Here is a 15061-nt window from a genome sequence, read left to right as displayed (position 1 = left end):
CCCGGCGGCCGTCACGGCTGCCACTGACGCTCTGCGGCGTCTCCGGCCTCCACCCGGCACCCCACATTCGAATCGGACATTATGGGACAAGTCGCCCTTTTTGTCTCCAATTCGTTCCATAGCCTGCTAATAGCTGATCAAAGGCCATAGGGGCGCGTTTGTCGGGTGTTGTCGCCGGACATCAACGTATCGCAGGAACCCGGCCCACGGGGGCCATAGAGGTATTTCTCTCGAATCTCCACGGAGAAATACCGAAGGATGCGGGGAATTCCAATCCTTTTCAAGGGGGACAGCAATGCCTAAGTTCAAGAAGGTTCTCGCCGGACTCGCACTCGGCACCGCGATCGCGGGGGGCGCGATCGCCATGGGCGCCACAGCCGCGAGCGCCGGCTGCGGAGACGGCTTCTTCGGTATGGGCGGCATGCCCTGCAACAACAACAACTTCGTTCCCTTCAACTGTAACAACAACAACAACTGCGGCAACTTCAACAACAACAACTGCAACAACAACAACTGGTGCAACAACAACCAGAACAACAACTTCTGGAACAACCAGAGCTTCTGGAACCAGAGCGCCTTCTGTGACGACCTCGACAGCGACTCCAACTTCGCCATCGTCGGCCCCTGCGCCACGATCGCCTTCAACGACAAGACCAACCGCAGGAGCAACTTCTTCAACAACGGCTGGTTCAACAACAACTGCTGGCAGAACAACAACAACAACTGGTGCAACAACAACAACAACAACAATAACAACTTCTGCAACTAAGGAAGGCGGGGCCGGCAACGGCCTGCGAGACGACCGTGCCGCTCGGAATCCTGCCAGGTGAAGGGATGACCGAAACGGCCGGCCACACCGTCCTCCACCGCCTTGACAGGAGAACGGCGCCCTGAGGCGCAGTCACGTTCCCGCGGCATCGAAGGCTCTGTGAGCCACGCTTCGGGAACGACCGTTCGATCCAGCAGAGACAAGGGCTCCGGCGAGACTCTCGCCGGAGCCCTGACTTTTTCCCCCGTACTGCGGTCTCCCCACAGGGACGCGAGCTTCTCCGGGCATGCCCCGACCGGTGCTCCGGCGCCCGGCTCCCACTCATCCCCGCGAAGCCCGAAGCGGCAGGCTCGCGGTGCGGGTCCCGGACAGTATGCGGCCCGCCAGGACGCCTTTCCCGGCTCAGTCGGACCGGCCAGAGCCATGTGGCGACGGCACGGGCCGGACCACGCCAGAAACGCCGCTCCTACTCAGGCCGCCGCACCCGTTTCCGTCTCACGGCCGAGCTCCGACGCGTGAACACCCCCGCCAGAAATCGGTCAATCGAGACATTTCTCTCTCAATATCTCTAAGTCAGCCCATAAGACTCTAACTAGTGATCAAAAGGCTTAGATGCCCGTTTGTCAGCCCAGCTGGCTGGAAATCATGACAGCACAGGAAGTTAGGGCCCAATTGAGGGCCCGAAGGACATTTCTCTCACATTCAGCGAAATGCCCTAAACAAATTCAGGGATACTGAATCCTGTCAAGGGGGACACGCATGTCCAAGCTCTACAAGATCATCGCCGGTCTCGCACTCAGCACCGCCGCCGTCGGCGGCGCGCTCGCCCTCGGCGCCGGCGCCGCCAGTGCCGACGGCAGGCGCGGCGACGTCGACCGTCCCATCGTCCGGGATGGCCTGGCCAACGGCGTCGACGACAGCACGGGCGGCATCGCCCAGGGCAACAGGGGCATCGGCGAGCGCGGTGAGCGGGAGAACGTCTTCCCCGTCTTCTTCAACCCGAACAACAACAACAACTTCGATCGGAACGACCGCAACCACAACTTCAACCAGAACAACAACCGCAACTGGTGGAACAACCAGAACTTCTGGAACCAGGGGGCGTTCTCCGACAAGCGGGACGACTTCTCCGGCTTCGGCCTCGTCGCCAAGGACGTCGCGATCGGCTTCCAGGACAAGACGAACAAGGACAACACCTGGTTCAACAACAACTGGTGGAACAACAACTGCTGGAACAACAACAACGACAACAACTGGTGGAACCGCAACGACAACGACCGCGTGAACTGACAAGGCAGGTCCAGCGGCTCCTGCGAGACGATCGCGCCGCTCCGAGAAGGTGACGGATCTGGAAGACCTCCCACAAGGTCTCCGACTCCGGCTCACGGACTGGCGCCGTTGAGTGCAGAGACACGTTCCTCGACCGGCCGGCCGCTCGCTCACCGAGCGACGGCGGCCTGAACGGGAACGGCCGTCAATCCTCCTACAGTGACAACCAAGGGCTCCGGCGGGAAGGCTCCGCCGGAGCCCTGCTCTTTTGCCTGACCGCAGTCGTCACCGCCACTCACTTCCCTCCGCGGCCTTTCCCCTCGCCCACGGTCGCAGCCGCTCCACGGCCTCCCCGACCAGCCCCACCGATGGCAAACGCAGGTAAGCCGGCGCCCCCGCTCGCCGGGCGCAAGGACTCGGCCGCACCAGGGGGGCAAATCGTACCTATCACTACATAAGGCGCATTATCCATCGAATCAAGCCTATACGCAGCTAATCATTAACTAAAAGCAGCAGACATCAGTTTGTCGGGCCGCCCGGCAGGAAATCACCCTAGCGTCGGAAGCAAGGCTCAATAAGGGCCACGGAGAAATTCCTGCTCGCAGTAGGCGGACGGGAAATACCGATAGACGCAGGGCAATTCGAAATCGAATCCTGTCATGGAGGAACCATAATGCCCAACCTCAAGAAGATCTTCGCAGGGCTCGCGCTCAGCACCGCGTTCGTCGGCGGGGCCGTCGCCATGGGCGCCACGGCCGCCAGCGCCGACGACAACCCCTTCTTCTTCAAGAAGGAGGACCGCCCCATCGTCAAGGACGGCGCGGCCAACGGCGTCGACGACAGCACGGGCGGCATCGCCCAGGACAACAAGAAGGGGGAGGACTTCTTCCCGCGCACGTTCTCCCCGCGCAACAACCGGGAGCGCAACGACCGCGACCACAACATCAACGACCGCAACCAGAACAACTGGTGGGACAGCAACAACTGGTGGGGCCAGAACCTCTACAAGGACGACAAGGCTGAGCACGACGCCTTCGGCCTCGTCGCCAAGGACGTCGCCTTCGGTTTCCAGGAGAAGGACGACAAGGCCTTCAACTGGCTCAACAACAACTGGTGGGCCGACCAGAACTGGTGGGACCACAACAACAACGACTGGTGGAACCGCAACGACCGCGAGCACAACAACAACAACCGCGACAACCGCAACAACGACGTCTGATACGCGAGGCCTGACGCCTCGCGCGACACCGCGCCGTCCGGCCGGGTGACGGGAGCCGGTGGGCGGGACCGCCCACGAGTGCCTCTCCGCCACCGGCCGGGGACGACGGCGCCGGTGAGTGCAGCCAGGTGTTTCCAGCGCATCCGCGCGCCGAGCGACAGGAAGCCTGGAAACACCTTCCACCGGATGGCATGAGACAAGGGCTCCGGCGAGATCCTCGCCGGAGCCCTGACCTTTGCGCGCCCGATCCCGCCCCCGCCACCGCCTCACGGCGCCCCCTGAGTGAACCGGCTCCCGCAGGCCGAAGCGAACGAGGACAGGGGATTGAGCGATACCGCGACGGGGAACCAGAGCCGGCCTACCCCGGATCCCGCACGGACACGTCAGGCATGAACGTCGATCAGGTCAGCGGTCGCCTAACCCGGGGTATTGCACCACAACGCGAACCCAAATCCCCTCCGGCCGAGTTTGCCGGCAGGCCGCATCGGCAATCATGACGCCACGGGCGATGACCGGACATACAGGACATCACCCGGACATTTCCGACAGACACTGGGAATGTCGTACTCGGGCACTCCATCCTTCGAGGAGGACCTCAATGCCCAAATTCCGGAACGTCATCACCGGTCTGGCGGTCAGTACGGTAATGGCCGGCGGCGCGCTCGCTCTGACCACCACCGCCGCCCACGCCGCCACCCCGACCACCGCCACCATGTCCGGCACCTGGTGGCACGGCCCGGATCACTACGGACGTCGCGGTCGTGGCTGCCGTAACACGGCCGTCAACCGCAACGACTTCCGCTTCTTCAAGTTCAAGAAGGAGAAGAAGGTCCACCGCAGCAACGCGGCCTTCGCCTCCGGTGACGCCGTCGTCGAGATCGACGGCGACGACGACGACTGACACTGACGGGTGACACCCACTCGTACGGGGTCGTCAGCGCGAAGCCGCGATGTCCGGGCTCGCCCTGATCACGCCTCCGCCACCTCCATGTCGATCGGGCGGCGGTGAATTGGGCGGCCGGGTGAACGGGCGGCCAATAGCTGCGGCCCTGTACGGATCGCCCACTTCCGTGCGGTGAAGAAAGCCCCGGCGGGACAGCCCGCCGGGGCTCCTCTGAACAGACCTGGCAGTCAGGCGGAGCGGCGCGTCTTCCGCTTCTTGGGCGCCTTCTCCTCCTCGTCCGCGCCGTTCGACGCCGCCTTCTTGGCGGCGGCGCCGGAGGCGGCGGCCTTGGCCTTGGCGGCTCCGCCGGGCGACTTGGCCGCGGCGACGCCCTGGCGCTCCCGCTTGGCCGCCTCGACGCTGGCCCGCAGCGCGGCCATGAGGTCGACGGCCGGCCCGGCCTCGGCGGGGGCCTCGGGGGCGACGACCTCCTTGCCCGCCACCTTGGCCTCGATGACCTCCTGCAGCGCCTCCCGGTAGGCGTCCTTGTACTCCGTGGGATCGAAGTCCGCCACCATCGTCTCGATCAGGGACTCGGCCATCTTCAGTTCCTGGGGCCGTACGTCGACGTCCTCCTCCAGGAACCCGAAGTCGGCCTCGCGGATCTCGTCCGGCCAGAGCATGGTCTCCAGCACGAAGACGCCGTCCCGGACGCGGAGCGCGGCCAGCGACTCGCGCTGCCGCAGGGCGACCTTCACGACCGCGACCTGTCCCGACCGCTCCAGCGCGTCCCGCAACAGCACGTACGGCTTGGCGCCCTGCCCGTCCGGCTCCAGGAAGTAGGACTTGGCGAAGTAGATGGGGTCGATCTGTTCCGCGGGGGTGAACTGCAGCACGTCGATCCTGCGGGAGGTGGTCAGCGGCAGGTCGGCGAAGTCCTCGTCGGTCAGCACGACCATCTCGCCGGTCGCGAGCTCGTATCCCTTGGCGATGTCGGAGTAGGGCACCTCTTCGCCGTCGACCGAGCAGACCCTCTTGTATTTGATCCTTCCGCCGTCCTCCCGGTGCACCTGGTGGAACGCGACGTCCTTCTGCTCGGTCGCCGAGTAGAGCTTCACCGGGATGGTGACCAGACCGAACGAGATCGCGCCTTTCCAGATGCTGCGCATAGCCACATTCTCGTCTCTGTGTTCGAACAACGCTATGGTGGGATTCAAGGGAGTTACCTCATGGGCAGGTACCCACTATGGCGGTGCCGTATCCGATCGAGCCGATGCTTGCCATTCCAGGAGAAATCCCCTCCGACCCCGGGGCGTACGCCCTGGAGGTGAAGTGGGACGGCATCCGCGCGCTCGCGTACGTCGACGGCGGCGTGCGGGTCACCGGGCGGCACGGCGCCGACTTCACCCCCCGATATCCCGAGGTCTCCGCCGCCATGGCCCCGCTGGCCGGGCGCAGGGCGGTCGTCGACGGCGAGGTGGTGGCCTTCGACCCCGAGGGCCGGCCCAGCTTCGCCCGGCTGCAGAGGCGCATGCACCTCACCGATCCCGCCGGGGCCCACGTGCTCGGCCGGCTGCCGGTCTCCTACCTGCCCTTCGACCTGCTCCATCTCGACGGGCACACGCTGCTCGACCTGCCATACCTGGACCGGCGGGCGCTGCTCGACTCGCTCGGCCTGGGCGCGCCGCCCTACTTCCCCTGCGAACCGGCCGTGCTGGAGGCGACCAGGCGGCAGGGGCTGGAGGGCGTGGTCGCCAAGCGCCTCGACTCGCCATACCGGCCGGGGCGCAGGGCAGAGTGGTGGATCAAGGTCAAGAACCTGCGCACCGCTGAGGTGGTCGTCGGCGGCTGGCGGCCGGGCAAGGGCCGCCGCGCGGGCGGCGTCGGCTCGCTCCTGCTCGGCGTGTACGCCGGGACCTCTCCGGCCGAGTTCCTCTTCGCCGGCCACGTGGGCACCGGGTTCACCGACGCGATGCTCGGCGACATCCTCCGCCTGATTGAGCCGCTCGAGATCGGGCAGAGCCCCTTCTCTGACGGGCTTCCGAGGGAGATCTCCAGGAACGCCCGGTGGGTCAGGCCCGAAGTGGCCGGCGAGGTGGCGTACACGATGTGGACGCGTGACGGGCGGCTGCGCAACCCCGTGTGGCGGGGCGTGCGCACCGACAAGATCCCCGCGGAGGTGCGGCGGGAGGAGCGGCGATGACGGAGAAGGTGCGGGTGAAGGTCGAGGGCCGACTGCTGGCTCTGACCAACCTGGACAAGGTTCTCTACCCCGACGCCGCGTTCACCAAGGCCGAGGTGATCGACTACTACACCCGGATCGCACCGGTCCTGCTGCCGCACCTGAAGGGCCGCCCGCTCACGGTCAAGCGTTACCCGAACGGCGTCGACGGCCAGTTCTTCTTCGAGAAGAACGTCCCCGAGCACACGCCCGACTGGGTCCGCACGGTGACCCTGCCCGCGCCGGGCAGCAGCAAGAACCGCGAGGAGATCGACTTCGCCGTCGTGGAGGACCTGCCGACCCTGGTCTACTACGCCAACCTGGCCGCCCTGGAGATCCACGTGCCGATGTGGCGGGTGGCCAAGGACGGCGAGCCGCAGCCGCCCGACACCCTCGTCTTCGACCTCGACCCCGGCGCCCCCGCCACGATCGTCGACTGCTGCCGGGTCGCCGTCCTGCTGCGGCAGGCCCTGGCCGACGACGGCCTGGAGAGCCACCCCAAGACCAGCGGCCAGAAGGGCATGCAGATCTACGTCCCCTGGGACCGGGGCCCGGGCACCTCCGGCTACGCCAAGGCGCTCGCCCGGCGGATGCAGGCGGAGCACCCCTTCGTGACCAGCGTGATGGCGAAGAAGGAACGGCCGGGCAGGGTCTTCATCGACTGGAGCCAGAACAACCCGGCCAAGACGACGGTCGCACCCTACTCACTGCGCGCCTCCGCGCGGCCGGCCGCGTCCACTCCCCTGCTGTGGGAGGAGGTCGAGGCGTGCGACAGCCCGGACCAGCTGGTGTTCACCGCACCTGACGTGCTGGAACGCGTGGCGGAACACGGCGACCTGTTCGCACCCCTCACCGCTTAGCCCGGCCGCCACCCTGGCCGTAGTGTTGGACCTGTCGCAGCCGACCTTCGAACGGAAGGACAAGCAGATGCCCGAGATGGACCCCCTCGACGAGGTGGTCGAGGAGATCTCGATCGAGGCGCCGGAGGCCGACGCGGTCGAGCAGCACCAGCTCCTCAATGTCCCCGACGACAGGCGCTGGCCCGAGCGCGTTCCCTTCGACGCCGACCCGGCCGACGTGGCCGAGCAGGAGCGTACGGTCGACCTCGACGACGACGACTATCGCTGAGCCGGATTACCGACACGTAGGATGAGGCCTCGGGGCGGGAGCCCCCGATGCGCATCTTGCAAGGAGACTGCCGTGACCGCTACCCCGGACGCCAAGCCCCGGGGCACCCGGCTACCCCGGATGGCCCGCCGCCGCCAGTTGCTGAGCGCGGCACAGGAAGTGTTCGTGGAGAACGGCTACCACGCGGCGGCGATGGACGAGATCGCCGAGCGGGCCGGTGTGAGCAAGCCGGTGCTCTACCAGCACTTCCCGGGCAAGCTGGAGCTGTACCTCGCGCTGCTGGATCTGCACGTCGACGACATGGTGACCCGGTGCCGGCAGGCGCTCGAGTCCACCACCGACAACAAGCAGCGGGTGCAGGCCGCCATCGGCGCCTTCTTCGACTTCGTCTCCAGTCAGGGCGAGGCGTTCCGGCTCGTCTTCGAATCCGACCTGCGCAACGTCGCGCCCGTACGGCAGCGGATGGAGCGTTCGCTGCACGAGAGCGCCGAGGCGATCAGCCGGGTGATCCAGGAGGACACCGGTTGCTCCAGCGACGAGGCGCACCTGCTCGGCGTGGGCCTCGTCGGCATGGCCGAGGTGAGCGCGCGCTACTGGCTGAGCAGCCACGGCTCGATCCCCAAGGAGGCGGCGACCCAGCTGATGGCGCGCCTCGCCTGGCGCGGCATCAGCGGTTTCCCGCGCACCGGCTGACCGGAATCCTGTTCGCTTCACGCGATCACGGGGCTTGCCGCCCCCTGAGGCGACGACGATGGGTAGGGACAAGCCCTCGCGAAAGGGGAGCCCGATGGAAATAAAGATCGGCGTGCAGTCGGTACACCGTGAGCTCGTCGTGGAGACCGACCTGTCGGCCGAGGAGATCGAGGAGGAGCTCCGCAAGGCGCTCGCCTCCGACAAGGGCGTCTTCTCGCTCACCGACACCAAGGGCCGCCGAGTGGTCGTCCCCGTGGAATCGCTCGGCTTCGTCGAGATCGGCGAGGACGAGTCGCGCCCCGTCGGCTTCGGCGGGACTCTCTAGCGTCTCCGCGACCGCCACCGGCCGCCGACGGCGCGCGCCCACCACGCGCGCCGTCCCGGCGGCTTACCGTGATCCGCAGCGGGTCAGGTGCGTCCGTAACCGCATCCGCGGGGACGGCGGGTCAGATCCGCGCGATGGGGATCCCGCCTCCCGCTGATCGTCGGACAGCACGCGCTTCCTCTCCGCAACACCGCACGCGGAGTCCAGGTGTTCGGCCCACATCTCGTCAAGGAAGTGCCGTAGCGGCGCGAGGCCCTCATGCTCGCACCGTACATCCGTTTGGCACGTTCGCGACCCATGAACGCCGGACCGGCCGGTGCGCGGAGCGGCCCCCCGGCCCTCCCGATCGCCGCTGTTGCGGGTGTCAGGCCAGGTCAGCGGGGATTGACAGCACGAAGCACCCGCGTCGACCACGCTCGCGCGAAGCCGTGGAGATCACGGGCCGGGCGTGAGGCCGAGGGCGGCCATCCGCTTGCCGTGCTCCTCGGTCAGCCTGGCGAACATCCGCCCGACCTCCGCCAGGTCCTCGCCCTTCTCGCCCACCAGCAGAGCGGCGAGCTGCGGCCGGGCGGCGGCGAGCCGCTGCCCCTGGCTCAGCGCCTCGCCGACCATGCGGCGCGCCCACAGCGCGAGGCGGCCGCACAGCCGCGGGTCGGCGTCCAGCGCGGCGCGCACCCGCTCCACCGCGAACTCCCCACGGCTCTCGTCGGTCAGCACCTCGTCCACCAGGGCGCTGATCGAGGGAGTGGTGTGGCGCGCCGCCTCGCGGTAGAAGTCGCCCGCGATTCCTACGCCGACGTACGCCTTGATCAGCGCCTCGTGCCAGTCCTTCGGCCTGGTCTGGGCGTGCCAGGCGTCGATCGCCTCCACGAAGGGGGCCATCGCCTCCTCCGGATCGACGCCGAGTGAGGCCAGTCGGTCCCGCAGCACCCGGAAGTGCCCGTACTCGGTCGCGGCCACGTCCCCGAGGGCGGCCCTGTCGTTCAGCGTCGGAGCCAGCAGTGCGGCGTCCTCGGCCAGCCGAAGGAAGGCGGTGAGCTCGGCGTACGCGAGGACACCGAGCAGGTCCACGCTCCCGGGAGAGGAATCACTCATGGGTGCAGCGTACGGCTCCCGGGCGGCCCCGCCGGTGCCGCGCTCGTCACCGGCTTCCCGGGCGACACAGCAAGAGCTTTTAGCGAGAAGACGCAGAAATCGGTTCCGTGTTGTGGTATCGAGTAGACTGCTTCGTGGAAGTGCGACCGCACTGTGCCGATCACTGTGTCGATCCGGGGTCAATCCCCCCGGACCCCCAGGAACCACTGGAATGCCGCGGTCGCTGATCACGACGAGGGCGCGACTGTCCGCGAGGACCCGGACCGGGAAGGCTCTGCCGGCCGGATGTCCCGGAAGGCCGCCTTCGCATCGATTGAGGCAGGCCACGCTGACAACGACGTTCCGAGACCTGGGAGTCATCCCAGAGATCGCCGATGCGCTCGAGACCGAGGGCATCACTTCACCATTCCCGATTCAGGAGATGGCGCTCCCGCTGGCGCTGGCCGGCCAGGACGTCATCGGACAGGCGCGCACCGGCACCGGCAAGACCTATGCCTTCGGCGTCGCCATGCTCCAGCTCGTCGGCAAGCCGCGGAAGAACCGCAAGAAGCCGCGCGGGCTGGTCCTCGTGCCGACCCGCGAGCTGGCCCTCCAGGTGACCGAGGACCTGGTCCTCGCCGCCGGGAAGCTGGGGTCGCGCATCCTCACCGTGTACGGCGGGCGCGCGTACGAGCCGCAGATCGAGGCGCTCAAGAACGGCGTCGACGTGATCGTCGGGACGCCCGGGCGGCTGCTCGACCTGGTCAAGCAGAAGCACCTCGACCTCGGCCAGATCACCATGCTCGTCCTCGACGAGGCCGACCGCATGCTCGACCTCGGCTTCCTTCCGGACATCGAGCGGATCATCAAGCTGGTGCCGGAGAGTCGGCAGACCATGCTGTTCTCGGCCACCATGCCCGGCGAGATCGTGAACCTGTCCCGCCGCTACCTCACCCGGCCGACCCGGGTCCGGGCGGAGAGCGGCACGGCCGAGGCCGAGACGACCACGCTGACGACGCAGCACGTCTACCGCACGCACCGCATGGACAAGATCGAGATCCTGGCCCGCCTGCTGCAGAGCAGGGGCTCCGGGCTCACGATGGTCTTCTGCGAGACCAAGCGGGCCTGTGACATGGTCGCCGAGCAGCTCAAGGACAAGGGCTTCGCGGTGGCGGCCGTCCACGGCGACCTCGGCCAGGGCCAGCGCGAGCAGGCGCTGCGGGCGTTCCGCAACGGCAAGATCAACGTGCTGGTGGCGACCGACGTCGCGGCGCGCGGCATCGACATCGACGACGTCACCCACGTCGTCAACTACGACTGCCCGCAGGACGAGAAGACCTACGTCCACCGGATCGGCCGTACGGGCCGGGCGGGCCGCACGGGCGTCGCGGTGACCTTCGTCGAGTGGACCGAGCTGACCCGCTGGAAGGTCATCAACAACGCCCTCTCACTGGACTTCACCGAGCCCGTCGAGACCTATTCGAGCTCCCCGCACCTGTTCACCGACCTCGACATCCCCGAGGGGACCAAGGGCGTGCTGCCGCGCGCCCAGCGCTCCCGGGCGGGCCTGGAGGCCGAGGAGATCGAGGACCTCGGGGAGACCGGGCGCACCCGCACCCGCGGCAAGTCACGTCGTGGAGATGCCCGCGACAACACCCGCGACAACGTCCGCGACAACACCCGCGATAACACCCGCGATAACGCAGAGGAGCGCCGCGAGCGCCCCGCCCGCACCCGCGAGCGGCGGCGGACCCGTGGGGGCCGCCTCCAGGACGCCGGGGAGATCGAGGCGCCGGTGTCGGTGGAGGCCCCGGTGGAGATTCCTACGGAGACTCCCGCGGAGACTCCCGCGGAGACCACTGTGGAGACCACTGCCGAGGCCGCGTCGGGGCGCCGTGGGCGCAGGGGCGCGAACGCCTCGGCCCTGACCGGCGCGCTGGCCGACGTCGCGGCCGTACGGCCCGGCAAGGACGGCGCTGTGGACGGCGCTGTGGACGGCGCTGTGGACAGCATGGTGGACGGCATGGTGGACGACGCCGAGGCCGGTGACGGGCCGGAGACCGAGGCGGCGACCACGCGCAGGACCACCCGCCGCAGGACCCGCGTCGCCGACCAGGCGCCCGCGGCCGAGGAGCCGGCGGAGGAGCGCCCGGCCCGGCGCCGCAGGACCCGCGCCGCCGACACCGCCGACCGGGCACTCCCGGCGGAGGAGCCGGCCGTGGAGGCACCCGCGAGCGAGGTCGCCGACGAGCCCGCCGAGCGGACGGCCCCGAAGCCGGAGCCGGAGCCGATCATCCCGGCCAGTCCGTTCATGATCGTGTTCAGGTCTCCCGACCTCGCGACCGATGACGACGACCCCGCGCCGTCCGCCGCGAGCGAGCGCGCCCAGCAGCGGCGCCGCCCGCCCCGGCCGCGGCCCCGCCGTACGGGGTGAGGGGCCGGCACAGGCCCGCTCGGCGATGAGCACGACAGCAGGGGCAGGGAGAGCACCGGACAGCCGGCGCTCTCCCTGCCCCCGTGCTTTGAGAGCCCGTGCTTCGAGGGCCGCTTCGCCCCGCAGTGGGTATGACCTGGACAGGAGGCATGCGAAATGACCATCCGAAACCCGCATAGTCGCTTCGACAGTGTCGTCGGGATCTTCCCTGGGTATCGTGATGCCACGTGAGTGAGCGAGCCTTCAGCAGACGGTCCAGGACGTGGGGCCGGTCCGGCCCATCGGTTCCCGGGATCCGGGGTGAGGTGGAGGAGGCCTCGTGAGCACGCCGCGGTTCCTGACCCTTCCTCCGGGTGTCAGCAGTGAGCAGATCGAGACGCCGCTGGGCTCGTTCGCGGTCCTCGAAGCGCTTCCGGTCAGCGGTGTCCCCGAGCGCTGGCCCGCCCTTCTCGTCCCCGGTTTCACGGGGTCGAAGGAGGACTTCATCGCCGTGCTGCAGACGCTCGCGCAGGCCGGCCGCAGAGTGATCGCGGTCGACATGCGCGGGCAGTACGAGACGTCGGGCCTGGACGATCCGGCGGCGTACACGTGCGCGGCCCTCGGCGCGGACATCGACGCGATCGCCGCGGTGGTCGGCCAGGGTGAGCCCGTCCACCTGCTGGGACACTCCTTCGGCGGGCTGGTCGCCCGGGAGACGGCGCTGAACGGCATCGCCAAGCTCGCCTCGCTGACGCTCATGAGCTCGGGACCCGCGGGCATCGTCGGGCCGCGGGAGCGGATGGGCCGGGTCATGCTGGCGGAGCTTCCGGAGTACGGCCTCGACTACATGTGGTCGAACAGGATGGAGCCCGAGGCGCTGGCGGCGGGCGTCCCTGACGACATCGTCGCGTTCCTGCGCAAGCGGCTCCTCGCCAACCACCCCACCGGTCTCGTGGCGATGGCGGAGGAGGTCCTGGGCGCCTCCGACCGCTGTGCGGAGCTGGCCGGGTGCGGGCTCGACCTCCTGGTCCTGTACGGCGAGCACGACGACGGCTGGCCGCCGCTGCTGCAGGCCGAGATGGCCCGCCGGCTCGACGCGGAGTGCGTCGTGGTGCCCGGGGCGCTCCACTCGCCGGCCGTCGAGGCCCCCGAGACCACCGCGGCGGCCCTGACCCGATTCTGGAACGCGGCGGAAAGCCGGCTGCTCCAGCACCAGCACGGATGACCCGGCCGCCATGCCCGGGACAAGCGGCCTGACCGCCCAGCCTCCGGAGTCCGCGACGTGGCTGGTCCACGTCGACCGGACCATGTGGGTGGCCGGCGTACGCGGCCTGATGCTGCAGGCCCTGCATCCGCTGGCGATGCGGGGCGTGTGGCAGAACTCCAACTTCCGGGAGGACCCCTTCGGCCGGCTGCGCCGTACGGCGGACTTCGTGGGCCGCGTGACGTACGGAAGCCCCGAGGAGGCCGAGGAGATCGGCAGGCGGGTGCGCGCGATCCACAGGACCCTGCGCATCCGCGACCCCGACTCGGGCAGGACCCACCGGGTGGACGAGCCCGAGCTGCTGCTGTGGGTCCACTGCGCGGAGGTCATGTCCTATCTGGAGGTCGTCCGCCGCGCGGGCGCACCGATCAGCGACCGGGAGGCCGACCAGTACCTCGCCGAGCAGCGGCACAGCGCCGCGTACGTCGGGCTGCACCCGGACGACGTGCCCGGCTCCGTCGGCGAGATGAACGACTACTTCGCCCGGATGCGGCCCGTCCTGCGGGTCATCCCCGAGTCGGCCGCCGCCGTGCGGTTCCTGCTCTGGCCGCGACTGCCGGAGAGCATGCGCTTCCTGTCCCCGGCCAAGCCGGCCTACTTCCCGTTCGGCGCGCTGTGCTACTACACGCTGCCCGACTGGGCCCGCCGCCTGTACGGCACGCTTCCCGAGGTGCCCCAGATCGCGGTCACGGCGGCGTTGCGGGCCTTCCGGCTGACCATGAACACGATCCCCGACTTCATGCACCAGCAGGTGCTGGACGATGGCACCAGGGCCATGCTGCGGGCCTCACGCGAACGCCTGGGCGCGGCCGGATACGACGTCGGCAAGGGCCTCAGGGCGCTGGTCGATCCTCGCCGCCATCCCGGCCCTGCGCGGGGCTGACGCCGGAAGAGCCGGGCGTCTCGGCCAGGGCGTCCCAGGGGAGCCTGTCGGGCGAGGCGGCCCGCCCCTCGGGGCAGTGGCGGCGGAAGTCGCACCAGGAGCAGAGGGAGCCCGGCTCGGGCGGGAACAGCCGGTCGATCTCGGGCGGCACCGCGAGCGCCCCGCCGCCGTCCTCCCGCCGAGGGGCCGGCACGGAGCCCTTGGCGCGTCCGGCCCATTCTCGGTAGGCGTCGTCGGCGTCGGCCGCCTCCGTCGCGATGTCCTCGGCCCGGCGCAGGTGACGGGCGAGCGACTCGTCGGTGTGCTCCCACTCCGCGACCGTCCCGCTGGGCAGGTGGTGCAGCTCCACCCGGTGGCAGGCCCGCCGCATCATGCGGGACGAGGCGATCGCGTAGACGGCCAGCGCGATCGACGAACGGGCGTCGTCGGAGGTCGGCGGGCGGCGGCCGGTCTTGTAGTCGACCACGACCAGTTCGTCCCCGCGCCGGTCGAGCCGGTCGACGCGGCCCGAGACGGCGATGACCGACGTACGCGTGGCGACGGTGCGCTCGACGCCCACCGGCTCGTCGCCCGGGTCGAGCGTGGCGACGTAGGAGGAGACCATCTCGCGGGCCCGGTCCCGCCACGTGGCCGACTGCTCCTCGTCCCTGAACCCCTCGCGGATCCAGCCGTTGGTGAGCAGCACGGCCGCCATCACCGGCGTGCGCCGGTCGTACGGCTCCCGCCACCACGCGGCCAGCGCGTTGTGCACGGAGGCCCCCACGCTGTTGTGCGCCCACGGGGGCCCCTTCTGCGGAGCGGGCCGGTCGAGATAGGTGAAGCGGTAGCGACGCCGGCAGTCCAGCCAGGTGTTCAGCCTCGACGGGGTGCAGGTGTAGAGCCGCCTCGGCATGCCGTCGAGGCCGAGCTGCTCCACGGCC

The 15061-nt window shown here is 68.9% G+C and carries 15 protein-coding genes; 12 read left to right on the top strand and 3 right to left on the bottom strand.

Annotation, left to right across the window (positions count from 1 at the left end; translation table 11 throughout):
* The first annotated feature begins 295 nt into the window (after positions 1–295).
* The 4 genes from ACQEVJ_RS05575 (at position 296) to ACQEVJ_RS05560 (ending at position 4158) form a co-directional block, all read left to right on the top strand.
* The gene (locus tag ACQEVJ_RS05575) at positions 296–769 is read left to right on the top strand and encodes a hypothetical protein (protein WP_433097840.1); all 474 of its coding nucleotides are present in this window, start codon (positions 296–298) and stop codon (positions 767–769) included.
* 759 nt (positions 770–1528) lie between these two features.
* The gene (locus tag ACQEVJ_RS05570) at positions 1529–2059 is read left to right on the top strand and encodes a hypothetical protein (protein ID WP_433097838.1); all 531 of its coding nucleotides are present in this window, start codon (positions 1529–1531) and stop codon (positions 2057–2059) included.
* 652 nt (positions 2060–2711) lie between these two features.
* Positions 2712–3257 (top strand): hypothetical protein, encoded by a 546-nt coding sequence (locus ACQEVJ_RS05565; protein ID WP_433097836.1) that lies wholly within the window; start codon positions 2712–2714, stop codon positions 3255–3257.
* 598 nt (positions 3258–3855) lie between these two features.
* Positions 3856–4158, top strand: coding sequence for a hypothetical protein (locus ACQEVJ_RS05560; protein ID WP_433097834.1), 303 nt, complete (start codon positions 3856–3858; stop codon positions 4156–4158).
* 230 nt (positions 4159–4388) lie between these two features.
* Here the strand turns inward: ACQEVJ_RS05560 and ACQEVJ_RS05555 are convergent, their stop codons facing one another.
* Positions 4389–5309 carry a Ku protein gene (locus tag ACQEVJ_RS05555; protein ID WP_433097832.1) on the bottom strand — a complete coding sequence of 307 codons (921 nt, stop codon included), beginning with the start codon at positions 5307–5309 and terminating at the stop codon, positions 4389–4391.
* Between the two features lie 104 nt (positions 5310–5413).
* Between ACQEVJ_RS05555 and ligD (ACQEVJ_RS05550) the strand changes: the two genes are divergently transcribed.
* The 5 genes from ligD (ACQEVJ_RS05550) to ACQEVJ_RS05530 all read left to right on the top strand — a co-directional run bounded on the left by ligD (ACQEVJ_RS05550) (position 5414) and on the right by ACQEVJ_RS05530 (position 8507).
* Positions 5414–6343: a non-homologous end-joining DNA ligase gene (gene ligD, locus ACQEVJ_RS05550; protein ID WP_433097830.1), complete on the top strand. Its 930-nt coding sequence runs from the start codon at positions 5414–5416 to the stop codon at positions 6341–6343.
* A complete protein-coding gene (gene ligD / locus ACQEVJ_RS05545) occupies positions 6340–7221 on the top strand; it encodes a non-homologous end-joining DNA ligase (RefSeq protein ID WP_433097828.1) in 882 nt (293 codons plus the stop codon). The genes ligD (ACQEVJ_RS05550) and ligD (ACQEVJ_RS05545) overlap by 4 nt, the downstream gene beginning before the upstream one ends.
* A gap of 22 nt (positions 7222–7243) precedes the next feature.
* Positions 7244–7489 carry a hypothetical protein gene (locus ACQEVJ_RS05540; protein ID WP_433097826.1) on the top strand — a complete coding sequence of 82 codons (246 nt, stop codon included), beginning with the start codon at positions 7244–7246 and terminating at the stop codon, positions 7487–7489.
* A 72-nt stretch (positions 7490–7561) separates the two neighbouring features.
* A complete protein-coding gene (locus ACQEVJ_RS05535; protein WP_030507436.1) occupies positions 7562–8182 on the top strand; it encodes a TetR/AcrR family transcriptional regulator in 621 nt (206 codons plus the stop codon).
* A gap of 94 nt (positions 8183–8276) precedes the next feature.
* Complete coding sequence (locus tag ACQEVJ_RS05530) at positions 8277–8507, top strand: DUF3107 domain-containing protein (RefSeq protein ID WP_433097824.1); 231 nt, start codon at positions 8277–8279, stop codon at positions 8505–8507.
* Positions 8508–8942: 435 nt separating this feature from the next.
* Here the strand turns inward: ACQEVJ_RS05530 and ACQEVJ_RS05525 are convergent, their stop codons facing one another.
* Positions 8943–9602, bottom strand: a complete 660-nt coding sequence (locus tag ACQEVJ_RS05525; protein WP_433097822.1) for a ferritin-like fold-containing protein — start codon at positions 9600–9602, stop codon at positions 8943–8945.
* A 421-nt stretch (positions 9603–10023) separates the two neighbouring features.
* Between ACQEVJ_RS05525 and ACQEVJ_RS05520 the strand changes: the two genes are divergently transcribed.
* The 3 genes from ACQEVJ_RS05520 to ACQEVJ_RS05510 all read left to right on the top strand — a co-directional run bounded on the left by ACQEVJ_RS05520 (position 10024) and on the right by ACQEVJ_RS05510 (position 14141).
* Entirely contained in the window at positions 10024–12015 is a 1992-nt protein-coding gene (locus tag ACQEVJ_RS05520; protein WP_433097820.1) for a DEAD/DEAH box helicase, read from the top strand.
* A 319-nt stretch (positions 12016–12334) separates the two neighbouring features.
* Entirely contained in the window at positions 12335–13219 is an 885-nt protein-coding gene (locus ACQEVJ_RS05515) for an alpha/beta fold hydrolase (RefSeq protein WP_433097818.1), read from the top strand.
* A 10-nt stretch (positions 13220–13229) separates the two neighbouring features.
* Positions 13230–14141 (top strand): oxygenase MpaB family protein, encoded by a 912-nt coding sequence (locus ACQEVJ_RS05510; RefSeq protein ID WP_433097816.1) that lies wholly within the window; start codon positions 13230–13232, stop codon positions 14139–14141.
* Here the strand turns inward: ACQEVJ_RS05510 and ACQEVJ_RS05505 are convergent.
* Complete coding sequence (locus ACQEVJ_RS05505) at positions 14092–15057, bottom strand: RecB family exonuclease (RefSeq protein ID WP_433097814.1); 966 nt, start codon at positions 15055–15057, stop codon at positions 14092–14094. The two genes, ACQEVJ_RS05510 and ACQEVJ_RS05505, sit on opposite strands and share 50 nt — an antisense overlap.
* Positions 15058–15061: the final 4 nt, after the last annotated feature.

The sequence above is a fragment of the Microbispora sp. CA-102843 genome, from assembly GCF_050936215.1.
Taxonomy (GTDB): Bacteria; Actinomycetota; Actinomycetes; order Streptosporangiales; family Streptosporangiaceae; genus Microbispora.
The sequence above is the reverse complement of the archived record's forward strand: the minus strand, read 5'-3'. Positions and strand labels throughout refer to the sequence as shown.